The organism is Kytococcus schroeteri, from assembly GCF_042433515.1.
Classification (GTDB): Bacteria; Actinomycetota; Actinomycetes; order Actinomycetales; family Dermatophilaceae; genus Kytococcus; species Kytococcus schroeteri.
In genome coordinates this window covers 133,320-158,475 of record NZ_JBHLVH010000014.1, presented here as the reverse complement: position 1 = coordinate 158,475, position 25,156 = coordinate 133,320, and the positions used below count along the sequence as shown (strand labels likewise).

Below are 25,156 nucleotides of genomic sequence, written 5' to 3'. Positions count from 1 at the left end.
GCGGCGTCCCCAGCACCGGCGGGGAGCAGTACGCCGCCTTCTTCCCCATCGAGGACGGGGTGATGGCGCACCCTGGGTGGGAGCCCTTCGCCGGCCCGGACTCCGACGACCTGGACGAGGCCGCCAAGGCCGACCTCCTGGACCGCGCCATCCCAGTGCCGCAGGGCGTGGCCGAGGCCGTGGTGGAGTACACCGACGAGGCGCGCTTCGACGTGCCCATCACCCTGGTGTGCCCCGAGTTCACCCCCGAGCAGGTGCGCCAGTGGCAGGCCGCCGACCCGATGCCCGAGCTCGCCGGGGCGCAGGTGGACTTCATCGACATCGACACCGGGCACTGGCCCATGGTCTCTGCGCCGCAGGTGCTGGGCGACGCCCTCGTGGAGGCCGTCCGCCGCTGAGCGCCGCCACACGCACGCAGCGGCCCCTCGACCACTCGGTCGAGGGGCCGCTGCGCCCAGGGGGACCGCTTGGCCTCAGGCCGTGGCCGGCGCTGCGTCGGTGACCTGGCTGGCGGCGTCGTCGCCCTCGGTGGGCACTGCGCCCTCCTGGTCCGGGCGACGCACCAGGAGCGTGAGCGCCAGGGCCACCACGAAGATCCCGGCCCCGGCCGCCATCGCCAGGGAGACGCCGCCGGCGAGGGACTCGGCAGGGCCGTGCCCGTCGGCCGCCAGCTGCCCGGCGCGGTGGCTCATGAGGGCGATGGCCAGGGCGGTGCCGGTGGCGGCCGCCACCTGCTGGAAGGTGCCCAGGATGGCCGAGCCGTGGGAGTACAGGTCCATCGGCAGCGCGCCCAGGCCGGCGGAGAACAGCGGCGTGAACAGCAGGGCCAGGCCGAAGCTGATGGCCGGGTGCACCAGGAGGAAGGCCCACCACGGGGCGTCGAGGGCCGCCCAGGTGCCCACCGAGAGGGCCACGAGCACCAGCAGGGCGCCGGGCACCACCAGCGGGCGGGGCCCCAGCCGATCGTACCAGCGGCCGATGCGGGGAGCCAGGAGGCCCATCATCAGGCCACCGGGCATCATCACCAGGCCGGCCTGCAGGACGCTCAGGCCGCGCGCGTCCTGCAGCCACAGGGGCAGCAGGATCATGGAGCCCATCATCGCCATCATGGCGGCACACATGATGCCCATGGACAGGGCGAAGTTGCGGTGGGTCAGCGCGCGCAGGTCCAGCAGCGGGGCGCCCCCGGAGCGGGCCAGGGAGAGCTGGCGCCACACGAGCAGGGCCACGCCGGCCGCGCCCACGGCCACCGCGAGCACCGGGGAGACCACCGGCTCGGCGGCGCCGGGGCCGGAGTGGCCGCCGAAGGAGCTCAGGCCGTAGACCAGGGCACCGAAACCGACCGCGGCCAGGGGGAGGCTGAGCAGGTCGAGTGGGCCGGCGGCCCCGGCGTGGTTGCGCGGCAGCAGGCGCAGGCCCACCAGCAGCATGCCCACGGCCATCGGCAGAACGAGCAGGAAGAGCCAGCGCCAGGAGGCGAACTGCAGCACCAGGCCGGAGGTGGTGGGGCCCAGGGCGGGCGCCACGGAGATGGCCAGGGAGACGTTGCCCATGGTGCGGCCGCGGTCCTCCACGGGCACCAGGGTCATGACGGTGGTCATGAGCAGCGGCATCATGATGGCGGTGCCGACGGCCTGGACGATGCGGCCCACCAGGAGCAGGGCGAAGCCCGGCGCGACGGCGCACAGCAGCGTGCCCAGGGCGAACGCGCCCATGGCGGTGGCGAAGGCGGCACGGCGGTCCAGGCGGTGCAGGAACCAGCCGGTGGTGGGGATGACCACGGCCATGGTGAGCATGAACGCCGTCGACAGCCACTGGGCGGCCTGCGCCGAGACGTGCAGCGAGTCCATGAGCTGGGGGACGGCGTTGACCATGATGGTCTCGTTGAGGATCACCACGAAGGTGGCGACGGTGAGGACGCGCAGGATGGGCGTGGGGTCGACCTCGAGGTCGGCGGGGGAGTCGACCGTGGTCGACGGCGTGCTGCGGGTCTCGGGCATGCGGCAGGGGCTCCTCGGAGGAGTGGAGGGGATGGGGGAGGGGTGCGCCAGCCTAGGGCTGGGGGAGAGGCGACAACACCGATTTTGCTGAGACATTCCCGACACGCGGGGCCGGCCCGGGGGAGCGTGGGTAGGGTTCGCCGGGTGGGAGACGTCTTCGCGGGCCGGTACGAGCTGGTGGACCCTCTGGGTGAGGGTGGCACGGGTGTGGTGTGGCGGGTCTGGGACCACCGGGCCCACCGCTACTGCGCGGCCAAGGTGCTGCGCCAGGTGGACGCCTCTTCCCTGGTGCGCTTCGTGCGCGAGCAGGGCGTGCGCGTGCAGCACTCCCACCTGCTGGTGCCCTACGGCTGGGCGGGGGACGACGAGCGCGTGATGCTGGTCATGCCGGTGGTGGACGGCGGTTCGGCCGCCACGCTCCTGGCGGAGCACGGACCGCTGCCGGCGCCCTGGGTGGCCACCCTCACCGACCAGCTGCTGCAGGGGCTGGGGCAGCTGCACGACGAGGGCATGGTGCACCGGGACGTGAAGCCGGCCAACCTGCTGCTGGACGCCACCGGCACCGGGGTGCCGAGGGCCCGCCTGGCGGACTTCGGCCTGACGATGAGCGTGGACGCCCCGCGCCTGACCACGGGCCCCTACGTGCACGGGACGCTGGGCTACATGGCCCCGGAGTCGTTGGCGCACGGCTGGGACCCGAGCCCGGCGGCCGACCTCTACGGCGTGGGGATGACGGCGCGCGAGCTGCTCACCGGGCAGCGCCCGCAGGGTCGGGACCACGACGCGGTGGCCGGCGAGCTGGCGCGCGCCGGGGTGCCCGACGGGTTGGCGCGGGTGCTCGAGGAGCTCGTGGAGCTGGACCCGGCGGACCGGCCGCGCAGCGCGCAGGCGGCCATGGCCTCGCTGCGTGCCACCGGCCTGGTGGCCACCACTGCCGAGCAGCTGGGGGGCGGCGTCGCGCTGCACGACCGGCTGCCGGCGCTGCCGGCAGGGTGGACCCCGCAGGGGCCGGCCCAGGACCGGGGCCAGGTGCCGGCGGGGCCGCCACAGCACGCGACGGGCCTGCCGCCGGCCGGAGCGGCCCGCACCACCATGTACGACGTGCCCCAGACCGGGCCGGTGGACCGGTTCGCCACGGGGCAGGAGCCGTCGCGCGGTCCGCTCGCGAAGGCCCCTGTCGGTGGGACCCAGACGCCCGACGCCCCGGGGCCGCGCCGCGTGGTGGGTCGGGCGGCACCGGCGGAGCCGACCGCCACCCGGGTCTGGAACCACGAGGAGACCCCGTCCTCCCCGGTGGTGCCGCCGGCGGTCGCCTGGGCCCTGGTGCTCGCCGGCCTGCTGGTGCTGCTCGTGGTGCTCGTGGCCGCGCTGGGCTGAGTGCCCCTCAGCCGCGGGCGCGGTTGGCCACCAGGGCCAGGGCGCCGGCCAGGAGCATCAGGCCACCGAGGGCGCCTCCACCCCACAGGACCGGCTTCGACGGGCCGCCGTCGGAGGAGCCAGCCGAGGCCGCCCGCTCGTCGCCGCCGGTCGCCGCGGAGGACGTGCTGCCGCCGGAGTCCTCCCCGCCGGTCGGCGCCGCGCTGCCTTGGTCACCCTCACCGCGTCCGGCCCCGGGCTCGATGACGCGGTCACGCTCCTCGGAGGGAGCGCTGCCCTCGGCGTAGCGGGGGGCGTCGACGGCATCGCCGAGTACCGCCACGGTGAGGGTGAACGGCACCTCGCGGTACTCCTCACCGGACTCGTCGGCCGTCACCACCACGTACTGGCCACCGGGGAGGGTCGGCCCCTGCCCGTCGCGGTTGTTCCACGCCACCGGCAGCGAGGCCGTCTCGGCCACCGCCTCGTCGTGGTCCCAGAAGCTTGCCCGGGCGTCCTTGGCGCCGCTGGCCTCGGTGTCCAACTCGCGTCGGTCGGCACCCACCAGGGTCACGGTGACGGCGCCGGACTCGAGGCCCTCGGACTCCGCGTTCACCGACACGCGGGCCTGCACCCGCTGGCCCCACTCGGCGGGGACCTTGTAGAGGCGCGCCTCGCCGGCCACCACGGACCCGCGCACGGAGTGCTCCGGCGACACCTCGGGGGCCTCGGCCAGGGAGAGGCCTCCCTGGGTGTCCTGCACCTCGGCGCTGGCCTTCATGTCCGTCCAGTCGACCGACTCCTGGGGCTTCGGCAGGCCGGCGGTGGTGGGCACCGCCGGCTCCTCGGCCACGTGCAGCTCGAACGGCCGCTCCTGGGGCTCCTTGGTGGTGTTGGTGACCGCCACGACCACCTGGTCGGAGTTCTCGCAGACCGGGTCCTCGTCGTCGCCGGCGTTGCCCACCACGAGACCGAGCGTCCAGCCGGTGTCCGTCCCGCACTCCTGGCCGAGGGCGTCCAGCACGCGGACCTCCAGGCCCTCGGCCTCGTAGGTGGTGGTGCCCACGCGCAGGATGCCGTCCTGGGTGCTGCGACGGACCCGGTAGAAGGACGTGTCGCCGTCGGCCGGGGCGGAGTCGGTGAAGGTGCCGGCGCTCAGCAGCGGGGCCGTGAACAGGTCCCCACCGCCCTGGACCGCCGTGCCCTTGGTCTGCAGGGGCTCGGGCTCGCGCTCGGCGGCCGGGGAGGAGGCGGCCCCCGCGGACGGGCCCTGCAGCAGGGCCAGCACGATGCCGGCGACGGCGGGGCGGGCGAGGGGGTGCATGCGTCCTCCGTGCGGGGTCGAGGGGCGGCCCACGGCTCACGGCGCGGGCGGGGACCGGCGGACCTGTCCGGGGGTCGAGGGTACCTGCGGACCGGTCAGGCGCCGCGGCGGTCCGCGGGCCACCGGGCCCCGTCCGACGACTCGTCGGCCGGGTTGCCGTGGCGGAAGACCACGAACCGCATGGCCAGGTACATGTAGACCGCCTCGCACAGGCCGGCGGCCATCCGGGCGACGGCGAACGGCACACCCAGCGTGGTCAGCCCCGTGTTCACGCCGAGGATGAAGGCCAGGTAGTTGACCGACACCACGAGCACGTAGCGCAGCGACTGGCGGCCGGCGTGCCCCTCGCTCTCGAAGTTGAAGTGCCGGTTCACCACGAAGGCCGTGGCCAGGGCGGTCACGTACGCGATGGTGGTGGCCACCGGGTAGGGCAGGCCCACCGGCTTGTGCAGCAGCCACAGCAGCGCGAGGTCCAGAGCGAAGGTGCAGAGGTTCAGCATCGCGAACCCGACCGCCGTGGGCGGCACGTGGCGGCGCAGGCCCGAGGGGATGAGCCGCCAGAGGCCGTCGCGCAGGCGCAGGAAGGCCGCCACGCCCGTCGGGCGCGGCTCGTGGGCGGTGGGGTGCTCGGGGGTCACGGGCTCAGCCACCGACCACCTCGCCGGTGACGGGGTCCACCACGCCCACGAGCTGCTCGGTGGGCACCGGGCGCACGAGCTCGGGGCCGTTGGTGGCCACCCGGCTCACGCCGCTGCCCACCGGCCATGCCTGGAAACGGCCCTCCGGCTGGTGGGAGAGCAGCTCCAGGACGTGGTCGTCCTCGGTGGCGGCCGGGTCGAGCCAGGCGGCCCAGTCCTCGGGCTCCACCACCACCGGCTGCCGGTCGTGGATGCGGTCCAGCCCCGGCTCGGCGTCACGGGTGAGGATGGTGAAGCTCACCACCCAGTCGTGAGCCTGGCCCCCGGTGCCCAGCCGGTGGAACTCGTACAGCCCGGCGAAGGCCAGCGGCGCCTCGTCCACGCGGGACATGAAGAACGGTTGCTTGCGGGGCTTGCCCGCGGTCGTGCGGGCCACGGGGGAGGCCTGCCACTCGTACCAGCCGTCCGCAGGCACCAGGCAGCGCCGCGTGCGCGCCGGGCCCGCGAAGGTGCGCTTCTCGAACAGCGTCTCGCTGCGGGCGTTGATCATGCGGTTGCCCATGGTCAGGTCCTTGGCCCACGGCGGCACGAGACCCCAGGAGAGCAGGCGCAGCTGGCGCTCGGCGGGGGCGTCCTCCTCGCCTCGGGGCGTGCGGGTGAGGACCACCGGCACCTGCTTGGTGGGCGCCACGTTGAAGTCCGGGGTGCCGGGGGCCGGCTCCTGGGGACGCTTCATCACCGGCGCGCCGGGCTCGTCGGTCGCGTCGCGCTCGACCTCGAACTCCTCCACCAGGGCGTCCGGGGAGGCGCTGGCTGCGTAGCGTCCACACATGGGACCCGAGCCTACGGTGCCGGGGCGGGGCGACGGGCTACGCCGAGCGGGCTCAACGGGCGGCCCCGGTGACCTCCACCACGCCGCGGGCACCGCGCTCGGCATCGGACATGACGTGGCTGACCAGCGGGTAGTGGCCCGCCTCGGGGAAGGTGAGCTCCACGAAGCCGCCCTCGGCCGGCTGCAGGGCCATCACCTGGGCGCCGGTCCCGCGGGCCCGTGGGCCCACCCGGTAGGCGCCCTCGGACCAGACGGTGTCGAACTGCCCGCCCACCACGTGGAAGGAGCTCGCTCGGTTGGGCCCCGCATCGAGCACCCACAGGCGCACGCGCTCACCGACCCGGGCGGTCAGCGGGTGCTGCAGGTACTGGTCGGCGATGCCGTTGAAGGTGACGAACGGCGCCTCCCCGGCGGCGATCGCCTCGGGGTCCACCGGCCCGCCGTCCGAGGCGGGGTAGGCCTCGGACTGCACGAGCACGTACTCGCGGTCCACCTCCGGCAGGCCCTCGCGCGGCTCGACGACCACCGCCCCGTGCATGCCGGCGGCGATGTGCGAGCTCATCGGCGCCGTGGAGCAGTGGTACATCCAGATGCCCGAGCGCTCGGCGGTGAAGCGGTAGGTGAGGCGCTCGCCGGGTTGGATGGTGCGCATCGGGCGGTCCGGGGCCAGAGCGCCGGCGTGGAAGTCGATGGAGTGCCCCATCGAGCCGTCGTTGACGAGCGTGACCACGAAGGTGTCCCCGACCCGGCCGTGGAGGGTGGGTCCGGGGGCGCGGTCGTTGAAGGTCCACCGGTGCTGCGTGACGCCGGGGGCCACCTCGAGCTCCAGCTCGCTGGCGCGCAGGGTCACGTGGTGCTCGGTGCCGCGTCCCCGGGCGGGCAGGCGCGGGTCCACCGGGTGCTCCACGGTGGCGTCCGGGTCGGCGCGCAGGGGAGTGGTGGAGGCCGGGGAGTCCGTTCCGTGGCCGGCGTGCTCCCCGGGGTCGTGCCCGGCCTGCCCGTCGGCCGTGTCCGCGGCCTCGCCAGCGCCGCCCTCGACGACGAGGTCGAGCACCATGCCGGCCTGCCGGTGGCCCACGATGGTGCACCACCCCTGGGTGTCGGCGCCGACGACGCCGAGGTCCAGCGTGGCGCGCTCCCCGGGGCCCAGGCGCGGGGTCTGCTGCCCGGCGATGGCGAGGTCGTGCACCTGGGTGTCGGCGTTCACCACGTCGAGGACGACGCGGTCGCCGGCGGGCACGGTGACGGTTCCGGGGTCGAAGCGCATGTCGGCGGCGCGCACCTCCACCCGGGTGGTGTGCCCGGTGGGGGCCACCGCTGCCTGACCGGAGGGGGAGGGGGCGGTGGCCGGGCCGAGGGAGGCCCCCAGCGCGGTCACCAGGGCCAGGGCGGAGAGGGCCGCGGCGACCTGCCCGGCCGACCAGATGGACGGCATGCGGTCCGGACCGGCGGGTGCCGTGCGTTCCCCTGCGTCGGGGGAGCCGGTCTCGTCGACGGCCCGCACCGCGCCTGCCTGCCGGGCCGCCAGCTGCTCCCGACGCGCCCGCCCGGCGGCGGCGACGGCGCGGACCATCAGCGGGACGAACGATGCCAGCGACACCAGCACCAGCACGGAGGCGGCCACCCGCACGAGGCTGGGCACCGGCAGCAGGCACACGAGCAGGCCGGCGTTGGTGGTCACCAGTCGGGCGGCACCCCACCGGTCGAACCACGCCGCGGCGGCACGCACCACCGGCTTGCCGCCCCCGATGACCACCGGCATGAGGTGGCTCAGGGCGCCGGTGAGCAGCTGGGCGGCGAAACCCACCACGACCACGGCGGTGGTGCGGTCGAAGGTGGTGCCCACCCGCGTCCAGTCCTGCGCGGTCAGCAGGGCGGTCAGCACCATCGCGATGCCGGCGGCCCACCACAGCAGGGCTGCACCCACGGACGCGGCGGCGAACTCGCGCGGAAGCCCCCGGCGCACCGGCGAGAGCACCCCCGCGGCCCACCAGAGGAGGCCCGCGGCGTAGAGCGCCACCCCGGCGGCGGCGACGGGCTGCCACCCGCCGAGCGCGCCGGTCAGCACCACCACGAGCCCACCGACCAGCACCGGCAGGGCGTGCCGGGTGTGCGCCTCGGCCCGCGTCCCGATGCGGGTGCGCAGCATGGTCGGCCAGAGCGTCAGCAGGGTGCCGGTCACGGTGAGACCCACCCAACCCAGGAGGTTCACCATCGTGTGGGCCAGGAGCAGGCGGCCGTGCCACTCGGCGCCCACCCCGCGGGCCAGCGTGGCCCCCAGGGCCGCGCCCACCGGCAGGCACAGCGCCGCGGCCACGTAGTAGCGCACGGTGACGGCGAAGCGGCCGGGCAGGGCAGCCCGCAGGCGGCGCACCAGCTGGCGGGCGTGCTCCAGCACGGCGGTGCCCACCAGCACGGCGCCGGCCACCGTGAGCAGCCACCACCCGGTGGGCACGCCCACCAGGACCAGGCAGGTGCCGGCCAGCAGCATCCACAGGCGGCGAGACTGCGTGGCGCGGTCGTCCACGTCCGGGGCGGACCTCAGCAGGGCGTTGGCGAAGTGGGTGCTCCACACCATGATCGAGTGCGACAGGGCGCCCAGCAGCACCAGGTGCACCATGAGCCAGCGCGAGGCCGGCACGAAGGGGTGCACCAGCGAGAGCAGCACCGCGAGCGCCAGCCACACCACGCCGGGCCGGTCGCGCAGGAGCCAGCGGCCGCCGCGGCGCCGGCCCCGGGCCGGGGCGGGCGCGGCGCCGGGGGCGGCGGCGTCGACGCGTCGGTCGGCGGGGCGTCCGGGCCCGGTGCTCGACGCCATCAGCCGAGGGCGGTCGGGGCCGGCGGGGTGAGCTCGTCGACCTCGTCCCACTCCGGGCCGCCCAGGGCGATCGCGGCGGCGGGGAAGAGCCCGTTGTTCTCGCGGTCCATGTGGTTGCGCAGCTGGCGGACGAAGGCGTCGACACCCGCCAGGTCCCCCGTGCGGATGCGCGCCAGCTGGGCGTCCAGCGCGTCGTGCTCGGCGCACAGGTCGTCCACGTGGTCGGCGATGTGCTCCTCGCGCCGCAGCATCGTGAACAGGCCCAGCTCCTCGGCGTGGGTGTGGGGCTCGAGCAGCTCCGCGATGCGCTCGGCGGCCTCCTGCGCGGCGGGCAGGTCGCCGGCGTCGGCCGCGCGGTGCAGCGGGCCGGTGAGGTCGGTCAGCCGGCCGTGCTCGGCCATGAACCGGCCGATGACGTGGATGGACTCACACCCGCAGTAGGTGCACATGCTGACCCCTCGCCGCGCCCGTGGGCGCTCCTCGTGGACGACGATGCGGCATCGGCCCGGCCGACGACCGTGGGCGACGCGGTGAAACGACGCCCTGTCGTAGAGGGTACGCCCGTCAGATGACGCCCTGGGCCCGCATGGCCTCGGCCACGCGCACGAACCCGCCGATGTTGGCCCCGGCCACCAGGTCGCCCGGCACGCCGTACTCCTCGGCGGTCTCCACGCAGGTGGCGTGGATGGAGGCCATGATCTGGCGCAGGCGCTCGTCGGTGTGGGTGAACGACCACGAGTCCCGGGTGGCGTTCTGCTGCATCTCCAGGGCGCTCACGGCCACGCCGCCGGCGTTGGAGGCCTTGCCCGGCGCGAAGGTGACGCCGCCGGTGGCAAGCACCTCCACCGCATCGGGGGTGGTGGGCATGTTGGCGCCCTCCACCACGGCCAGGCACCCGTTGCGCACCAGGGCGGTGGCGCCGTCGGCGTCGAGCTCGTTCTGGGTGGCGCACGGCAGGGCCAGGTCGCAGGGCACGTCCCAGATGGATCCGTCGGCCACGTGCTGGCCGCCCTTCTCCTGCGCGTAGGTGGCCATCCGCTCGCGCCGGTGCTCCTTGAGCTCGATGAGGTGGGGCACGTCCAGGCCCGCGTCGTCGGCGACGTACCCGCCGGAGTCGCTCATGGCCACCACGGTTCCGCCCAGCTCCACCACCTTCTGCGCGGCGTAGAGCGCCACGTTGCCCGACCCGGAGACCACCACGCGCAGGCCCTCCAGGTCGCGGCCCGAACCGGCCAGCAGCTGCTCGGCGAAGTAGACGGTGCCGTAGCCGGTGGCCTCGGTGCGGGCGCGGGCGCCGCCCCACTCCAGCCCCTTGCCGGTGAGCGCGCCGGCCTCGAACCGGTTGGTGATGCGCTTGTACTGGCCGAACAGGAAGCCGATCTCGCGAGCCCCCACGCCGATGTCGCCGGCGGGCACGTCGGTGTACTCGCCCAGGTGGCGGTGCAGCTCGGTCATGAACGACTGACAGAAGCGCATCACCTCGCCGTCCGAGCGGCCCTTGGGGTCGAAGTCCGAGCCGCCCTTGCCGGCCCCGATGGGCATGCCGGTGAGCGCGTTCTTGAACACCTGCTCGAAGCCCAGGAACTTCACCGTCCCCAGCAGCACCGAGGGGTGGAAGCGCAGACCGCCCTTGTACGGGCCCAGGGCGGAGTTGAACTCCACCCGGAACCCGCGGTTGACCTGCACCACGCCGGAGTCGTCCACCCACGGCACGCGGAAGACCAGCTGGCGCTCGGGCTCGCAGAGGCGCTCGATGATGCTCGCCTCGGCGAGCTCGGGGCGCCGCTCGAGCACCAGGCCCAGGGTGGCCAGCACCTCGTCGGCGGCCTGGTGGAACTCGACCTCCCCGGGGTTGCGACGCAGGATGGTCTCGCGGACCTCGGCCAGGCGCGGGTGCAGGGCGTGCTGGGACATCGGGCCTCCTCGGGGCGTGGTCGTGCGCACAGCGTAGTGAGGGGGGTGGTCACGCCCCGCGCGGCGCGTACATGATGACGGCGACCCCGGCCAGGCACAGGGCGGCACCACGGTGTCCGAGCCCTCCACGAAGGCCCGGCGTCACCGGAGCGGACGCCGGGCCTCACGGACCTCCCTCGTGGTCTGCCCACGCCACAAGTGTGTGGGCCGGGGTGTGCGCGGACGTTCGAGGCGCCTACCGGCGCAGGAGGCGCGCCAGGACGAGGAGAGCCCCGGCGACGGCGAGGGTGGCGCCGAGGAAGACGGACTGTCGGAGGCCGAAACCGCCGACGGTGACGTCCGTCCCGATGAGGCTCACGCCCAGGAGGAGCAGGGCGAGACTCGAGAGGTAGTAACGGATGTCGTCATAGGTCGAGGAGCCACGGTCTGGCAACGGACATTTCCTTCCTGAATTGAGGCTGAATCAATCAAAACACACGGAGAGTGCCCCGACACCCGTCAGCGCCAGAGCCACGTCCTTGATGTCGTCCTCCATGTCGCGCCCCTTCGACGAACGCCAGCGGAGGAATGAGGAGGCCACCTTCCGGGCACCGTACTTCTTCACGAGTCGAGAGAGGTTGTAGGCGATACGAGCGACCTTGACGGACGGGAAGACGGTCTGCGCAGTGAACCATGCGATGGCGGCGGTGCACTTGGTGATCTTCCAGAAGTCCGCCCCCACAGCCTGTAGGTCTCGGCGCTCAGTCTCCACGTCCTTGGCAGCCCTGCGTGCCTCCTCCATGTCCTCCTGGGACAAGGCGTAACCGGCCTCATGTCCGGCGGCGTCCAAGATTTCGTAGATGGGAGCCCCGTCTTCCCGGGCCACGATCCGTCCGCGGCGCCAGCCGGCTGGCAGGTCGGTGTCCGTAGCTCGAGCGAAGGTGGTGGAGGTTGCGGCGATCGTCGAACCAGCGAGGAGCGCAGCGGCACCCGTCAGCAGGAGGCGGCGATTGACGGAAGCATGAGCAGACATGTCTTTCCCCTTCTCCGTGTGTGTCTTGATCTGCAGGTGGCGGCATGGGGGCATCGAACTCGAGCCCTCGCCTTGCCGCCGGCCGGGAGGTTTTCACGAAGTGGGGGGGGGGTAGCGCAAATTCGGCTCTGGGGGGGGCGGCAAGAGGGGTCGTTTGGACCCGCCTCAGAGGACGGCCGGCTGCGGGTTGCCGGCGTCGGCGATGCCGCGGCGCAGGTCCACCCGCGCCAGCAGCAGGCCACCGAGCACGAAGAACACCAGCAGCGCCAGGATGGCCGGCCGGTAGGAGCCGGTGAGCTGGAAGACCAGCCCGAAGGTGAGCGTGCCGAACCACGACGTGCCCCGCTCGCCCGCCTGGTAGAAGGCGAAGAACTCCGACTCCCGGCCCGCCGGCACCAGGTGGCTGTAGAGCGAGCGCGCCAGCGCCTGGGTGCCGCCCAGCACCAGCCCGATGAGGACGGCGCACCCCAGCCAGGTGAGGAAGGCCCCGCGGGGCACGAAGTACGCGCAGGCCACGACCACCACCCACAGGGCGATGCCCGCCAGCACCACCCGGTGGGCACCGAGGCGGGCCGCCATCGCCCCGAACAGCAGCGCGCCGCCCACGGCCACGAACTGCACGAGCAGGATGGTGGTCATGAGCTGGCCAGTGTCGAAGCCGAGCGCCACCGACCCGTACAGGCTGGCCGAGGAGATGACGGTCTGGATGCCGTCGTTGAACAGCAGGTAGGCCGCCAGGAAGGTGAGCGTCTGGGGGTAGCGGCGCAGCTCGCCGAGGGTGGAGCGCAGCTGCCGCAGCGACCCGGTCACGGGGCCGGCGCCCCGGGCCACCGGAACGGCCGTGGTGCCGCGCAGGCGCCGCAGGCCGATGACGGGCACGAGGGTGAACACCCCCCACCACAGGCCCGCGGAGAACAGCGACAGCCGCACCGCCCACTCCATCGAGAGGCCCAGGGCGTCGTGGGCCTGGATGACCACGAGGTTGGCCAGGAGCAGCAGCCCGCCGCCGGCGTAGCCCAGGGCCCAGGCGCGCGAGGAGACCCGGTCTCGCTCGTCCGGGGAGGCGATGCGCACCAGCAGCGCGTCGTAGACCACCGTGGAGGCGCCCAGGGCGATGTTGCCCACGAGCACCAGGAGCACGCCCAGCTGCCAGGACGTGCCGGAGAGGAACACCATGGCCATGGCGGCCAGCGACCCGATGCCCGCGAGCAGCCCCAGCAGGCGTGCCGGACGGGGGTGGCGGTCGGCCACGGCGCCGACGGCCATGACCACCACCACCGAGAGGAGGGTGGCCAGGGTGACCGTGTACGCCGCGAGGGAACCGGCCGCGACGGGGACGCCGAGCACGTCGAGCCTCCCGGTGCAGGCCTGGCCGGTGGGCAGGTCCGGGCACGCGTCGGCGCTGGCCAGCTGCGTGAGATAGGGCCCGATGAGGACCGTGCCGGTGGTGGTGACGTAGGCCGAGTTGGCCCAGTCGTACCAGCCCCAGGCGCGCTGGTGGGCGCGGGTCCGTTCACGGGTGGGGTCGGCCGTGGCCGCGGCGACATCGGAGGGGGAGGTGGTCACCGCGGCAGCATCGCACGGCCGTGGGGTGCCCGGTGCCGCAGCGCCCGGCGGTCAGAACAGGCTGTCCTGGTGGGCCACGGCGGGGGAGTCCACCGGGCCCGGCACGAGCTTGCGGCCCACCAGCCGGGTGAGGTCCGCGAGGTAGCCGCCTGTCTCGTCGTTGACCCGCACCAGGGCCGTGGCACCCACCAGGGTCTCGACGGTCAGGCGGTGGTCGCCGGTGGTGAGGTCCTGGGGCAGCGGGGTGTGGCCGGCGAACGGCGCCCCGGCCCGGTCCTCGCCGAGCACCGGGCCGTGCAGCGCGGGCGGCACCCACGGCTCGGGGGCGGGGTCGAGGCCGCGGGAGGCGAGCAGGTGGCAGGCCCGGTCCACCAGCTCGGCGTGCACGGCATCGAGCCGCGCGGCGGGCAGGGGGCTGGCCAGCGCCGCGGCCTTGCGGCGCGCGGTGCGGGTCTGCGGCACGCCCAGCCCGGCGGTCACCGCGTCCTCGTGGCGCCGCACCTCCAGCCCGTCGGCGCAGCGGGCCAGGTAGGTGGCCCGCACCGCCCCCTGCTCGTCCAGGCGCGCCACCTTGTGGTGGTCCGATGCGGTACCCACCTTGGGCGCGCCGTCGGCGAAGGTGGCCACGTACAGCCAGTGCGGGCGGTCCAGGTAGCGCCGCAGCGCCTCGCCGGCCGGCCCGCCACGGTGCACCTGGTGGATGGGGCGGAACTCGTCGGCCATCGCGCACTCGGAGCACTGCCGACCGGACTCCACCACGCGCCGCCGCGCGCACGCCTCGGTGCGCACCGTGCCCTGCGGCGTGAGCACCGACCGCCCCGTGCAGTGGCGGCCGGGCTCCACGGTGAACGCCAGCGAGGCGCCCGGCAGCGCGATGCGGTGCACGGCCTCGGTGAGGTCGCTGGTCACCAGCGCGGGCCGGTCGCGGTCGGTCCACGAGACCGACCGCACGAGGTGGGTCCCACCATCGACCCAGGAGGTACGCACCCGCGGCAGGGTACGCCTCAGCGCACGTACTCGAAGTGCCAGTACTCGGGCTTGCGGCCGTCGCGGCGCGCCCACGCGGGCTGCACCCAGCCGTACCGGGCCCCGTGCCTCACCAGCCAGCGGTGGCGCGTGGTGCCGAACCCGTACTTCCGGCGGCTCTCCGGCAGGTCGCAGGTGGCCCGGGTCAGCGTGCCGTGGTTGGACGTGCCGGGGGTGGCGGCCATGCGGCCGAAGGCACGGCGGTAGGCCACCTGTGTGTCGTACGTGCGGTAGCACTCGTCCCAGCGCAGGTCCTCCCCGAACCGTGCGCGGTAGGCGCGGTTGAGGCGCTCCAGCGGCCGCACCGAGCGGCAGGCCGTGAGCAGGTGGGCGGCGCTCGCCGAGCCCCGCACGTGGCACAGGTGCCCCGGGGCGTGGCGGCCGTTGCGCGAGGAGTACGGGGTGTGGCGGGTCGTGAGGTCGGCCGTGCGCACGTAGCGGCCGGGGGCCATGCGGAACCAGCGGCCCTGCACGGTGCCCTTCACCATGCCGCCCCGAGGTACGTAGTGGCCGGCGGAGGCGCCCGAGGTGTTGCGGTACACGCGCACGAACATGCCGGACCCGGCACGCACGTGGCGGGTGACGGTGGTGGCCGCGGTGGAGGCGGTGGGTGCGGCCTCGACGGCGGGAGCGGTGACGGAGCGCTCCACGGGGACCGATGCCTGGGCCGGGGCTCCCAGCGGCATCGAGGGGGACACGGTCGCCAGTGCGGCCACGGCGAGCAGGACGCGGTGGGCACGCGTCAGCGCGGGGTGAGGGGACGGCATCGGAGGAACCTTCGGCGAGGGGAGGGGGGGCGACGGGGACGGTCGCGGAGGGGACGCCCCAGCATCGCGGGCGGGACTGTCGCCGCGCTGTCGTCCGCGGTTGACTGGCCCCCATGACCACGCCCCGGCCCCTGGCCCCCTTCCTTGCCGAGCAGCTCGACTGGCACTGGCGCACCCAGGCCCGCCCGCGCCTGGAGGGCCTCACCGACGCCGAGTACCTGTGGGAGCCCGCGGCCGGCGCCTGGTCGGTGCGGCGCCGCGGCCAGGCCGCCCCCGCCTCGGCCACGATGCGCGCCGGCGCAGGGGAGTGGCTCGTGGACTTCGCGTTCCCCGAGCCCGACCCGGCGCCGGTGACCACCATCGCCTGGCGGTTGGCGCACGTGGTGGTCGGCGTGTTCGGCATGCGGCCGGCCTCGCACTTCGGCGGCCCGGCCTGTGCCTACGACACCTGGGAGTACGCCGGTACGGCCGCTGGTGCACTGGCCCAGCTCGATGCCGCCCACGCCGCCTGGTGCGAGGGCGTGGCCGGCCTCGACGACGCCGCCCTGTACCGGGCCGGGGTGGCCTGACGCGGGTGAGGCGGCCCGAGCCCCGTCAGCGCACCGCGCGCAGCACGGTGAATTCGCGGTCGCGGGCCACCTCGAGCACCTGCGTGAACACCTCGCGGGCCACCTGCCGGTAGGGCAGGTGCGAGTTGTACACGCACCACAGCTCGCCGCCTGGCCGCAGCACCCGGGCGGCGTCGCGCAGCATCGCCAGCGTGGGGGCGGAGTCCTTGGCCGCACCCACGTGGAACGGCGGGTTGGTGACCACCAGGTCGGCGCTCGCCGAGGGAGTGCCGGTCAGCCCGTCGGCCAGGTGCACCGTGCCGTCGAGGTCGTTGGCGGCCAGCGTGGCCCGGGCCGAGGCCACGGCCGCCCGCGACACGTCGAGGCCGGTGGCGGTGTGCCCGCGTCGGGCGAGCACCGCGGTGAGCACGCCGTTGCCGCACCCCAGGTCGAGGGCGTCGCGTGCTCGGTCGGGCTCGGGCCAGTGGCCTTGGGTGGTGAGCAGCAGGCGGGTACCGCGGTCGAGGCGGGGGCCGTTGAACACCCCGCCGTGGGCCACGAGCTGCAGGCCGGTGGTCTGTTCCTCGGCGGTGCGCGGGGTCGGGTCCTCGGCCGGGCGTGCGCCCCGGGCGTGCAGGGCCCGGCACTTGCCGACGCCCCGCTGGGCCTGCACCTGCTCGAAGGCGCGCCCGAGCACGTCGTTCTGCCGCGGGGTCATGTGCTTGGAGCGCCCGGCGGCCACGAGCACCACGCCTGGGGCGGCGTGGGTGGACACGGTGCGGGCGGTGTCCTCCAGGGCGTCCAGCGAGGTGGGCAGGTCCAGCAGGACGAGCTCGGCGCCCTCCACGGCCTCGGCGAGGGTGTCGGTGGAGGGTCCGGCGTCGAGGCGGTCGCGGTAGGCGTGCACCGCGGGCCAGGCCTCGCGGGCGGCGACGTCGAGGCCGGCATCGGCGTCCACCACGGCAACGCGTGCAGCGTCCGGGGCGAGGGCGGTGCCGTCGGCCAGCAGGAGGCGCGCCACGGCATCGAGGCCGGTGGGTGAGCAGAGAGAGGGGGAGTGGGGCGTGCTCACGGGGTGCTCCCGGGGTCGTCGGGGTGGTCGTGGTGCGCGGCCAGGTGTGGTGCGGGCCGGCGCAGGAGCACCGGCCAGGCCATCCACAGCAGGCCGGCGAGCGTGCCCACGAGCCCAGCGCCCAGCACGGCCGCGGTGGTGCCGACCACGAGGGCCAGGATGAGGGCGAACATCGAGACCACCGAGAGCCCCAGCGTTACCAGACCCACCCGCACCATGGTGTGGGAGACCTGCACGATGCGGGCCTTGAGCTGCCGCTGGAACAGGGCTCGGTGCACGGCCACGGGCGTCACCAGCAGCAGCACGGTGAGCACCGCCAGGCTCATGGCCAGCACGAACAGCAGCGTCTGCGGGCCGGAGAGATCGGTGAAGCGTGACTGGAACGGCAGGGTCAGCAGGAAGCCGGCCAGCACCTGGGTGCCGGTCTGGAGCACCCGGAGCTCCTGCAGGATCTCCGCGAGGTTGCGGTCCTCCTGGTCGGCCTCGGTCTCCTGCCGCAGGGCCCGGGAGGCGGCGGCGTCTCGAAGGGTCACGCCCCGAGTATGGGGCCTGGCTGGTGGGCCGGGGCCGTGGGTCGTCGAGGGAGGGGGCTCGGTGGATGGAATGACATAATGTCGATTATCGGCGCCCGGTGTGTGGGTGGGATCGCGCCAGAAGGGGCTGCGAGGTCGCCCGGTGTGCGCTGGTAGGCCCGGCGTGCACTCGCGGTCGACGCGACCTTGCCGTGTCACGGGCAGCCATCCTCCACTGTCGCCGACGCCACGTCACCCACGTGCTCCACCTGGAATGTTCATTGCGGGCTCTGGTCGTGCGTGCCGACGCATTCCGCTTCACCAGGCTGCTCGCGCCGGGGTTCGTGGAGATCGGCGCCTCCGGGCGTCGGTGGGGCCGCGCCGCCATCCTCGAGCTGCTCCAGGGCGAATCTGGGAGCGATGGCGCAGGCCGTATCGACGTGCACGAGCTCGAGGCGCGCGTTCTGGGTGATGCCGTGGTGCAGGTGTTCTGGGTCTCGAGCCGTGGCGGCCGGCGGGTGCGGCGGACGTCGCTGTGGCAGCGCATCGACGGCGCCTGGCGCACGACCTACCACCAGGGCACGCCGCTGTGACCCTCCCCGCCCCAGGCGGCGTCTCCGGTCGACTTTCTGACATAACGTCCCGGCACGGGGCCATTCAGGGCCGACCGCCCCGCCGTCGCTACCGCCCCGCCGGCGTCAGCGTCGCGTCATGACGACGCATCCGCGGCTCCTGCAGACCGTGCTCGACGCCACGGACGTGCGTGGCCTGGCCGAGTTCTACCGACAGCTCCTCGGGCTCCGCTATCGCGCCGGCGACGAGCCACCTGCCGACCCCTCCCCTGACGAGGCCGACTGGCTCGTCCTCGTGCACGGCGACGGTGGCCGCGCGCTGGCCTTCCAGCAGGTGGAGCACCCCACGCCCGCCACCTGGCCCTCCCCCGCCGTGCCGATGCAGCTGCACCTGGACACGACGGTCCCCGACCTCGAGAGCCTCGAGGCGGTACGGGCACGTGCCGAGGCCCTGGGCGCCCGGCTCCTGCTGGACCGTGCGGACGACGAGCAGGAGCCGCTCTATGTGCTCGCCGACCCGGCCTGCCACCCCTTCTGCGTCTTCGTGGCCTGACGGGGCCTCAGCCCCCGGCGGCGCCCTCGTGATCGGCCCACGCCGTCGCCAGGGCGTGGCGGAAGGCCTCCACCGGTTGTGCGCCCTGCACGGCGTACTTCCCGTTCAGCACGAAGAAGGGCACGCCCGTGATGCCGATCTGCCGCGCCATCTCCACGTCGGCGTCCACGTCCTCGACGTGCGCGTCCGAGCGCAGGGCGGCCAGCGCCGCATCCCGGTCCAGACCCAGCCCGGCGGCGCGTGCGTCGATCTGACGGTTCATCGCGGCCGCCTGCTCCAGGGAGAAGCCCTCGTACTCGGTGAGCACCTCGGTGACCGGCATCGTTCGCCCGTCGGGCAGGTCCGGCACCAGCAGGAAGGAGTGGTGACGCACCTCCACGGGGTGGTCGAAGTCTTCGATGGCGCGGTCCAGCACCGTTGCGCCGACGTAGCACCACGGGCACATGACGTCGCTCCACACGTCCACCACCACGCGGTCGGCGTGGGGCTCGGACGGGGTGGTCATCGGCACACGCCGTCAGCGTCGCACGTGCTGGCAGCGTCGTCACCCAGCACGATGAAGGAGGGCGCCACCGTCCCCTCGCTCCCCTGCTCGGCGGGCCGGGCGGTCTGCGTCGTGGTGACGGCGGGGCGGGTCGGCAGGCCGGCGTCGGGCGGCGTGGGCTGGGGCTCGGTGGTCATGCTTGCGCAACAGTCCGGGACGCGTCATCTGTTCCCCGCGGCGAGCGCGGCCCCGGGCGCTCAGTCCTCCCTCACTCCCCCGCCACGACGAGCTGCCAGTTCACGCCGAACCGGTCGGCCGCCCAGCCGAACTGCCCGAAGCCGTAGTCCCCCACCGGCATGAACACCTGACCCCCGTCCGCGAGCGCGTCGAAGACCCGCTGGTGCTCGGCCGCATCGGAGAACTCCACCCAGAGCGACTGCGCCGGCGAGAAGTCCCACGCGTGCTGCACCGGGCTGTCGCTGCAGCGCACCCGCAGGTCGCCGATGCGGAACTCGGCGGTCATCACCGTGCCCTCGGCCTCGGCGCCGCCCGGCCCGTCGGCGCCCCAGAGCTGCTCGGAGAGCACCTCGGCCTCCCCGAAGACGTCGCAGTACAGCGCCATCGCCTCGGCGGCGCGCTGGCCGCGGCTGGGCTGGAAGGTCAGGAAGGGTTGTGCGTGCATGGGCTCATCCTGCCTGCGCGAGCAGGTCCACCACCTGCGCCGCGGCCGACGGCGGACCGGCCACCGACCACGTGTACCCACGCACCTCCACCTGCCGGGCCACGCCGCCGGCCCCCTCCACCAAGGCGCACCCCGGCATCCAGTCCCAGGCCGGCACGCTGTGGTGCAGCCACAGGTCCATCCGCCCGTCGGCCACGGCGGCCAGGTCCAAGGAGCCCGAACCGACCATGCGCAGCACCTTGGCCGGCTGTACCGCGGCGGCGAACGGTTCGGCCACCTCGGGCACGCCGAACCAGCGCGTGTGCAGGTAGGTGGCCACAGCGCAGTCCTCCAGAGGCCGGTCGGCGATGCGGGGCAGCTCCACCCCGTCGCGTGTGGTGGGCACCCCGGGTCCACCCACCCACGTGGTGCCTGATGCGGGGTGGTGTACCGCGCCCAGGGCCACCGAGCCGTCCCCGGGGCGGCGGGCGTCGGCATCGGTGGTCAGCGCGAGCGCCGAGCACCACGCGTCGAGCCCCTGCACGAAGTTGAACGTGCCGTCCACGGGGTCGATCACCCACGTGCGCCCGGAGGTCCCGGCGCGCGCGGCCCCTTCCTCCCCCACGATGCCGTCGTCCGACCGCGCGGTGGCGAGGCGCGACGTGACGAGTTCCTCGGCGGCGTGGTCGGCCGCGGTCACCACGTCGCTGGAGGAGGTCTTGTGCCGCGCGTCGATGCCGTCGCCCCGCATCCGGGCGGCGAGCTGGCCGGCCTCGCGGACCAGGTCGGCGGCGAGTGCGGCGTCGTCGGTCCAGATGGTCCGGTCGCTGCTATCCATGGGAGCGACCCTAGGCCGTGGTGGCGCCGCCCCTACCAGCCGAGGACCTCCCGGCACCGCGCCACGGTGCTGGGCACGTGGCCCGCTGCCTCGATGCGGTGCACGGCGGGCCGGGCGGCGATGAGGCCGTCCACCGACGCCACCATCCGGGCCATGGTCGGTGCGTCCGGCACGTCGGCGTCCTGGGGATGTGCGGGCTCGGGGTGCCGACGTCCGCTGAGGCGGGCCAGGGCCGTCGGGCGTCCACGGTCGGGGCGAGCTCCTGGCACCCGCGCGGTGTCTGGCTGCCGGCGGCGGCGAGGCGCTCGCCCAGGTCCTGGCGCGCCGTGAACTGGCTGACCACCACCGAGTGGCCGGCGCGCAGGTGGCAGGCGGCCATGTCGGCCGTGAGTTGCCGGGCCAGGAGGGCGGCCGCCATCGGTCGGCTTCCCACCCGTGGATCTGGGCCCTCACCGCGTCCACGTCCACGTGCAGGGTCAGCGGGCGCAGCGACGCCAGCTCGGCGGCCACGGTGGTCTTGCCCGGGCCGGGCACCCCGTTGACCACCACGAGGGTGGGCCGCGCGTCGTCCACTCCTCGACGGTACCGCCGGGCGGTCATCTCAGGCCCCGACCAGCCTCCTCGTCGGGCTGGTGTACCGGTGGCCGGAGGGCGTGGTCGTCTCCACCGAGGTCTGCCGCCCGCGGGCGTCCAGCTGTGCGACGGTGTCCCACGCCGGGTGGTTCTTCACCTGGTTGCAGTGCTGGCACAACCCCTGTCCGTTGTCCGGAGTGGTCGGGCCGCCCGCCGCCCACGGCTCCACGTGGTCGGCCTCGCGCACCGGTGCGTCGCACCACGGCGTCCGGCACGTCTCGTCGCGGGCCACCAACAGGTCGCGGTCGGCCCGCGAGAAGGTTCGCCGCCGAGCATCACGGTCCACCAGCGTGCCGGACTCCGGGTCCACGAGCAGCCGCCGGAGCGTGCACCGCTGTGCGCGCCGCACCAGATCCCGTGCCATCGGCGCCGGAATGGGGCCGTGGCCCACCAGGGTCGCCGGGGCGTCGGAGTCGGTCAGCGCCCCCAGCACCGCCTCGCCACCGAACACGGCCCCTGCCGGGACGACCACCTGCAGCTCGACCACAGGTCCGTCGGCGAGCGCCTGCCCGGTCACCCGCTCGGTGAGCACGTCCGCCCGGAGCTGGGCCAGCGACCGCTCGTCCCCCGCGGCGCGCAGTGAGCGGGCGGCCCGGTCCAGGGCGCCCCACACGGCGACCGCCTGTGTGGCCGGCAGCAGGGCCGAGAGCACGGCCATGGTGTCCGGCGTCGGCCGCACCGAGACGTGCCGCTCCTCGCGCTGGCGTGCGATGTGGGCGACGTGCCCCTCGGGGTCCAGTGCGTAGGCTCGGGCCGACACCCGGCGGCGCAACCGACCCACTGAGAGGTCCCCCAGGTGGGGCCCGAACTCGGCGTCGACGACCGCACGCTGCGCCCGCGACAGGAAGACCGTGCCCCGCGCCACGACCTCGGCGTGTCGCCTGCTGCCGTGGCCCTCCAGCATCGCCCGCCGGGTCGTCGGCAGCTCCGCGCGCAGCACCGCCGCCAGTTCCCGGTCCCGGGCACCCTGGTGGGGTGAGGTGCGCCGGGCCAGCCCCACCATCGAAGCGACCGCCCGGTCGGTCACCTCCTGCTCGATGCCGGCTGCCGCGTCATCGCGCCGCTGCCGGGCGGTGAGTGCGGCCACCACGTCCAGCTGCACCGCCGCGACGGTGGTGGCCAGGCGTTCCAGGGCGGCGACGGCGTCCACCAAGGCGCTCGCTGGTGGGTCACCGTCACCCCATCGCTCCCCTGCCGCTCGGACCTGCTCTGCCAGGTCGTCGAACGCTGGCTGGCTCCAGTCGTGGCCGTCGACCACCTGCCCCACCGCTCTCTCCTGCTCCACAACTCCCCCTGCGGGTTGCTCCCGCCGAGCCCCCACGACCCGGCGACCACCGAACACCTTCTCGATGATGGAACAACCGTACGAGATTCCACCGACAACCTCCTCCCCCACGAACGGGCCTGTGGACGACGGGCGCTGCCGTGAGCACCGACACGGGGCACCCACCCCGGCCCTCGCCTCACCGCCCGCGTGACCGACGCCATGTCAGCGCCCCGCCCGGTGTGCGGCACGCTTGCCCCATGACCTCGTGGACCCTGCCCACCGTCCCCGTCTCCGCCGGCGCCCTCATCACCGACGAGGCCGGGCGCCTGCTCATCCTCAAGCCCACCTACAAGTCCGGCTGGACCATCCCCGGCGGGGTCATGGAGGCCGACGGCGAGACCCCCTGGGAGTGCTGCCAGCGCGAGGTCTTCGAGGAGACCGGCCTGCGTGTGGCCAGTGGTCGCCTCGTGGCCGTGGACACGCGGGCCGCCAAGGCCGACGAGCAGCTGGGGATCCGCTTTCTCTTCGACTGCGGTGCCGTCACCGCCGCCGAGGCCGCGGGGATCGTCCTCCAGGAGAGCGAGATCAGCGAGCACCGCTTCGCCCCACTCGTCGAGGCCGAGGCCCTGCTGCGCAAGCGCGTGCGCCGCCGGGTGCGGCGGGCGCTCGCCGGACCGGGTGTGGTCTACCTCGAGGACGGGCGCCCGCCGCTGGGCATCACGCCCTGAGTCAGAGGTCCTGCAGCTCAGATGGCCTCGGGGTCCGGCTGGTGGGTGCCGAAGACGTTGCCGTCCACGTCGCGGAAGGAGCCCTGCCAGGCCATGCCCGCGTACTCGCTCCAGTCCTCGAAGGTCCAGCCCAGGGCGGCCCCGTAGAAGGCACGGGCTGCGGGGACGTCGGTGACGTGGATCTCGAACTGCACGGGGCGGTGCATTGGGTCTCTTGGTGGTGGAGGGACGGGGCCTCTCATCCTGCCCCTGATCAGGCCCCGCGGGAATGCGTGGTCACGTGACGTGCGCCGCACTCCCCTCAGGCCTCGGGCAGCTCCTTGAACGCCTTCTTCGCGGCGCGGTACCAGCCCATGCCCTTCACCGGGTTGCGCCACCGGGCCTTCATGTCGTCCCCGGCCCTCAGCGTGTCGATGCCGTGCACCGACGCCTCTGAGCATGCCGCACGGTCGCGCTCACCTCCCTCGTCGTCGGCGCTGGCGGGTCTCGTCCACTCGAGGGTGTACCTGAACGCCTCCCGCCGGCGCACCCGGGCGCCGGGGAGGTTCTCGCGGGCGACCGCGCGCACCTCGCGCAGCGAGTGCCGTGGATTCCGCACCGGGAACGGGGGCGGCCCCGCCGGCGCGTGGTTCGCAAGCGGGTGCTTCACCACACCGATGACGGGGTTGCTGACGGCGCACGCGATCTCCCACGCAGTGTCCGTGTGGGACTCCCTGCGGGCCAGTCCCACGCACAGGAATCGCCCACCGGGGGCCAGGACGCGACTCACGTGCTGGAGGGTCTCTCGGAGGGGGAGGTGGTGGAGCACAGCGACCATGACGACGGCGTCGACGGAGCTGCTCGGGAGTTCCGGGAGCTGGGCAGCTCCAACGAGCACGTTCGTGGCACCCAGTGCCGCCGCCCGTTGCAGGGTGGCCTCCCGCATCGCCGGATCGGTGTCACTGGCGATGACCTGCGCCGACCGGCAGGACAAGGCGACGGCGAGCTCACCTCGCCCGCACCCGATCTCGGCGACCGTGGAGCTCCCGGTGGGCACGCGCCGCAGGACCCAACCGTGGAAGTGGGCGTTGTGGCTCCAAGGGTGGCGGTCGTTGAACCTCGTCAGGGCGCGGGCGGCCGCCGGCCCGAGGGCACGCATCCTCACGGCCGTCGGGCGGCGAGCACGAGGGCGGCGCCGTGGTCGTCCCCGGCTGGGAGGCGCAGGTCGGCCACGACCTCGAGGCCCGCGTCCTGCACGAGCTGCGCGAACGCCTCCGGCTGCCAGCGTTGGGTCGTCCACCGCACGGGCACGCCGTACGCCTCGGTGCGCTCCACCTCGCCCTCGCCCGCATGAAGGGCCACGAGCAGCAGGCCGCCGGGCACCAGGGCGCGGGCGGCACCGGCCACCACCTCCCCCACCTCCTCGCGGGGCAGGTTGAACAGCGACCACCAGAACAGCACCCCACCCAGCGACGACGGCTCGACCTCCAGCTCGGTGTGGCCCGCCACCTCGAAGGACAGGTGCGGGTGCCGTCGCCGCGCGTGCTCCACCATCGCCGGGGAGAGGTCCGTGCCGCGCACCTCCAACCCCAGCCCGTCCAGGTAGGCGGTCACCTGGCCGGGGCCGCAGCCGGCGTCCAGCACCGGGCCCAACCGGCGCACCTCTGCGGCGAAGGCGTCGAGGCACCCGCGCAGCCACGGCTGGCGGCGTACGTCGCCCATGCCCACGGACTCCAGCAGGTCCACGTACGCGCCGGCGGCCCGGTCGTAGGACGACCGGATCGCCTCGAGGTCGTGCGGGGAGCTCACGCGCCGGCGAAAACGAACTGGCCGGCGTCCATCACCTTCTGGTTGAACGCCCCGGTGTCGGCCCAGCGGGCGGCCATCTCGTCGGCGCTCTCCCCGGTGTGCGCGGTCTGGCAGGGGCCACCCAGCTGGGCGCAGGTCATGGTCTTCACGGTCGTCTCCTTCTGGACGGGGCGGGCGGTCCGTCGCCCACCACTCTCGAGCCTTGCACCACGTGTCCGCGGCGGACAACACCGGCCCCGCCGAGCAC

30 protein-coding genes are annotated in these 25,156 nt (G+C 74.3%); 6 read left to right on the top strand and 24 right to left on the bottom strand.

Annotation, left to right across the window (positions count from 1 at the left end):
* Window positions 1-398 (top strand): alpha/beta fold hydrolase (locus ACFFHC_RS07810; protein ID WP_379804372.1); only part of this gene is annotated, 398 nt, incomplete at its 5' end.
* A gap of 75 nt (window positions 399-473) precedes the next feature.
* Here the strand turns inward: ACFFHC_RS07810 and ACFFHC_RS07805 are convergent.
* Window positions 474-2,000, bottom strand: coding sequence for an MDR family MFS transporter (locus ACFFHC_RS07805; RefSeq protein ID WP_379804369.1), 1,527 nt, complete (start codon window positions 1,998-2,000; stop codon window positions 474-476).
* Window positions 2,001-2,144: 144 nt separating this feature from the next.
* Here ACFFHC_RS07805 and ACFFHC_RS07800 point away from each other — a divergent pair, with 144 nt between their 5' ends.
* Window positions 2,145-3,377 (top strand): serine/threonine-protein kinase, encoded by a 1,233-nt coding sequence (locus ACFFHC_RS07800; protein ID WP_379804365.1) that lies wholly within the window; start codon window positions 2,145-2,147, stop codon window positions 3,375-3,377.
* A 7-nt stretch (window positions 3,378-3,384) separates the two neighbouring features.
* Here ACFFHC_RS07800 and ACFFHC_RS07795 read toward each other — a convergent pair whose 3' ends face one another.
* The 11 genes from ACFFHC_RS07795 to ACFFHC_RS07745 all read right to left on the bottom strand — a co-directional run bounded on the left by ACFFHC_RS07795 (window position 3,385) and on the right by ACFFHC_RS07745 (window position 15,253).
* The gene (locus ACFFHC_RS07795; protein ID WP_379804361.1) at window positions 3,385-4,680 is read right to left on the bottom strand and encodes a hypothetical protein; all 1,296 of its coding nucleotides are present in this window, start codon (window positions 4,678-4,680) and stop codon (window positions 3,385-3,387) included.
* A gap of 95 nt (window positions 4,681-4,775) precedes the next feature.
* Complete coding sequence (locus ACFFHC_RS07790) at window positions 4,776-5,330, bottom strand: GtrA family protein (protein ID WP_101848919.1); 555 nt, start codon at window positions 5,328-5,330, stop codon at window positions 4,776-4,778.
* Complete coding sequence (locus ACFFHC_RS07785; protein WP_379804356.1) at window positions 5,323-6,150, bottom strand: SOS response-associated peptidase; 828 nt, start codon at window positions 6,148-6,150, stop codon at window positions 5,323-5,325. The genes ACFFHC_RS07790 and ACFFHC_RS07785 overlap by 8 nt, the downstream gene beginning before the upstream one ends.
* A gap of 52 nt (window positions 6,151-6,202) precedes the next feature.
* Window positions 6,203-8,968 carry a multicopper oxidase domain-containing protein gene (locus ACFFHC_RS07780; protein ID WP_379804353.1) on the bottom strand — a complete coding sequence of 922 codons (2,766 nt, stop codon included), beginning with the start codon at window positions 8,966-8,968 and terminating at the stop codon, window positions 6,203-6,205.
* Window positions 8,968-9,417 (bottom strand): hemerythrin domain-containing protein, encoded by a 450-nt coding sequence (locus ACFFHC_RS07775; RefSeq protein ID WP_101848922.1) that lies wholly within the window; start codon window positions 9,415-9,417, stop codon window positions 8,968-8,970. Before ACFFHC_RS07775 ends, ACFFHC_RS07780 begins: the two co-directional genes overlap by 1 nt.
* Before the next feature lie 115 nt (window positions 9,418-9,532).
* Window positions 9,533-10,882, bottom strand: a complete 1,350-nt coding sequence (gene gdhA, locus ACFFHC_RS07770; RefSeq protein ID WP_101848923.1) for an NADP-specific glutamate dehydrogenase — start codon at window positions 10,880-10,882, stop codon at window positions 9,533-9,535.
* 235 nt (window positions 10,883-11,117) lie between these two features.
* Complete coding sequence (locus ACFFHC_RS07765) at window positions 11,118-11,315, bottom strand: hypothetical protein (RefSeq protein WP_070703241.1); 198 nt, start codon at window positions 11,313-11,315, stop codon at window positions 11,118-11,120.
* 30 nt (window positions 11,316-11,345) lie between these two features.
* Complete coding sequence (locus ACFFHC_RS07760) at window positions 11,346-11,894, bottom strand: hypothetical protein (protein WP_141495010.1); 549 nt, start codon at window positions 11,892-11,894, stop codon at window positions 11,346-11,348.
* A 165-nt stretch (window positions 11,895-12,059) separates the two neighbouring features.
* Complete coding sequence (locus ACFFHC_RS07755) at window positions 12,060-13,460, bottom strand: MFS transporter (RefSeq protein ID WP_101848924.1); 1,401 nt, start codon at window positions 13,458-13,460, stop codon at window positions 12,060-12,062.
* Window positions 13,461-13,511: 51 nt separating this feature from the next.
* Window positions 13,512-14,447 (bottom strand): DUF2797 domain-containing protein, encoded by a 936-nt coding sequence (locus tag ACFFHC_RS07750; protein ID WP_144043001.1) that lies wholly within the window; start codon window positions 14,445-14,447, stop codon window positions 13,512-13,514.
* A 17-nt stretch (window positions 14,448-14,464) separates the two neighbouring features.
* The gene (locus ACFFHC_RS07745; protein ID WP_379804346.1) at window positions 14,465-15,253 is read right to left on the bottom strand and encodes a M15 family metallopeptidase; all 789 of its coding nucleotides are present in this window, start codon (window positions 15,251-15,253) and stop codon (window positions 14,465-14,467) included.
* Window positions 15,254-15,366: 113 nt separating this feature from the next.
* On the opposite strand from ACFFHC_RS07745, the gene ACFFHC_RS07740 reads away from it, so the two are divergent.
* Window positions 15,367-15,822, top strand: coding sequence for a DinB family protein (locus tag ACFFHC_RS07740; RefSeq protein WP_379804343.1), 456 nt, complete (start codon window positions 15,367-15,369; stop codon window positions 15,820-15,822).
* Between the two features lie 25 nt (window positions 15,823-15,847).
* On the opposite strand, the gene ACFFHC_RS07735 is transcribed toward ACFFHC_RS07740, so the two are convergent.
* A complete protein-coding gene (locus tag ACFFHC_RS07735) occupies window positions 15,848-16,873 on the bottom strand; it encodes a class I SAM-dependent methyltransferase (RefSeq protein ID WP_379804340.1) in 1,026 nt (341 codons plus the stop codon).
* On the bottom strand, window positions 16,870-17,406 hold the full coding sequence (locus ACFFHC_RS07730) for a DUF6328 family protein (RefSeq protein ID WP_070705458.1): 537 nt from the start codon (window positions 17,404-17,406) through the stop codon (window positions 16,870-16,872). Before ACFFHC_RS07730 ends, ACFFHC_RS07735 begins: the two co-directional genes overlap by 4 nt.
* A gap of 98 nt (window positions 17,407-17,504) precedes the next feature.
* Between ACFFHC_RS07730 and ACFFHC_RS07725 the strand changes: the two genes are divergently transcribed.
* Window positions 17,505-17,978 (top strand): nuclear transport factor 2 family protein, encoded by a 474-nt coding sequence (locus ACFFHC_RS07725; RefSeq protein ID WP_141494520.1) that lies wholly within the window; start codon window positions 17,505-17,507, stop codon window positions 17,976-17,978.
* A 118-nt stretch (window positions 17,979-18,096) separates the two neighbouring features.
* A complete protein-coding gene (locus ACFFHC_RS07720; RefSeq protein WP_141494519.1) occupies window positions 18,097-18,510 on the top strand; it encodes a VOC family protein in 414 nt (137 codons plus the stop codon).
* A 7-nt stretch (window positions 18,511-18,517) separates the two neighbouring features.
* Here ACFFHC_RS07720 and ACFFHC_RS07715 read toward each other — a convergent pair whose 3' ends face one another.
* The 6 genes from ACFFHC_RS07715 to ACFFHC_RS07690 form a co-directional block, all read right to left on the bottom strand.
* Window positions 18,518-19,015: a DsbA family oxidoreductase gene (locus ACFFHC_RS07715; protein WP_141494518.1), complete on the bottom strand. Its 498-nt coding sequence runs from the start codon at window positions 19,013-19,015 to the stop codon at window positions 18,518-18,520.
* Window positions 19,012-19,191, bottom strand: a complete 180-nt coding sequence (locus tag ACFFHC_RS07710) for a hypothetical protein (RefSeq protein WP_070705460.1) — start codon at window positions 19,189-19,191, stop codon at window positions 19,012-19,014. Before ACFFHC_RS07710 ends, ACFFHC_RS07715 begins: the two co-directional genes overlap by 4 nt.
* A 71-nt stretch (window positions 19,192-19,262) precedes the next feature.
* A complete protein-coding gene (locus ACFFHC_RS07705; protein ID WP_141494517.1) occupies window positions 19,263-19,676 on the bottom strand; it encodes a VOC family protein in 414 nt (137 codons plus the stop codon).
* Window positions 19,677-19,680: 4 nt separating this feature from the next.
* Window positions 19,681-20,493: an inositol monophosphatase family protein gene (locus ACFFHC_RS07700; RefSeq protein ID WP_141494516.1), complete on the bottom strand. Its 813-nt coding sequence runs from the start codon at window positions 20,491-20,493 to the stop codon at window positions 19,681-19,683.
* A 32-nt stretch (window positions 20,494-20,525) separates the two neighbouring features.
* Window positions 20,526-20,666 carry a hypothetical protein gene (locus ACFFHC_RS07695; protein WP_168168484.1) on the bottom strand — a complete coding sequence of 47 codons (141 nt, stop codon included), beginning with the start codon at window positions 20,664-20,666 and terminating at the stop codon, window positions 20,526-20,528.
* Window positions 20,667-21,094: 428 nt separating this feature from the next.
* Complete coding sequence (locus ACFFHC_RS07690; RefSeq protein ID WP_379804330.1) at window positions 21,095-22,411, bottom strand: HNH endonuclease; 1,317 nt, start codon at window positions 22,409-22,411, stop codon at window positions 21,095-21,097.
* Window positions 22,412-22,650: 239 nt separating this feature from the next.
* On the opposite strand from ACFFHC_RS07690, the gene ACFFHC_RS07685 reads away from it, so the two are divergent.
* On the top strand, window positions 22,651-23,121 hold the full coding sequence (locus ACFFHC_RS07685) for an NUDIX domain-containing protein (protein WP_070705312.1): 471 nt from the start codon (window positions 22,651-22,653) through the stop codon (window positions 23,119-23,121).
* Between the two features lie 17 nt (window positions 23,122-23,138).
* On the opposite strand, the gene ACFFHC_RS07680 is transcribed toward ACFFHC_RS07685, so the two are convergent.
* The 4 genes from ACFFHC_RS07680 to ACFFHC_RS07665 form a co-directional block, all read right to left on the bottom strand.
* Window positions 23,139-23,327 carry a VOC family protein gene (locus tag ACFFHC_RS07680; protein ID WP_168168474.1) on the bottom strand — a complete coding sequence of 63 codons (189 nt, stop codon included), beginning with the start codon at window positions 23,325-23,327 and terminating at the stop codon, window positions 23,139-23,141.
* Window positions 23,328-23,422: 95 nt separating this feature from the next.
* On the bottom strand, window positions 23,423-24,259 hold the full coding sequence (locus tag ACFFHC_RS07675; protein WP_379804325.1) for a class I SAM-dependent methyltransferase: 837 nt from the start codon (window positions 24,257-24,259) through the stop codon (window positions 23,423-23,425).
* A 2-nt stretch (window positions 24,260-24,261) separates the two neighbouring features.
* On the bottom strand, window positions 24,262-24,909 hold the full coding sequence (locus ACFFHC_RS07670) for a class I SAM-dependent DNA methyltransferase (RefSeq protein ID WP_379804322.1): 648 nt from the start codon (window positions 24,907-24,909) through the stop codon (window positions 24,262-24,264).
* Window positions 24,906-25,058: a hypothetical protein gene (locus ACFFHC_RS07665; RefSeq protein ID WP_168168473.1), complete on the bottom strand. Its 153-nt coding sequence runs from the start codon at window positions 25,056-25,058 to the stop codon at window positions 24,906-24,908. The genes ACFFHC_RS07670 and ACFFHC_RS07665 overlap by 4 nt, the downstream gene beginning before the upstream one ends.
* Between the last annotated feature and the right edge of the window lie 98 nt (window positions 25,059-25,156).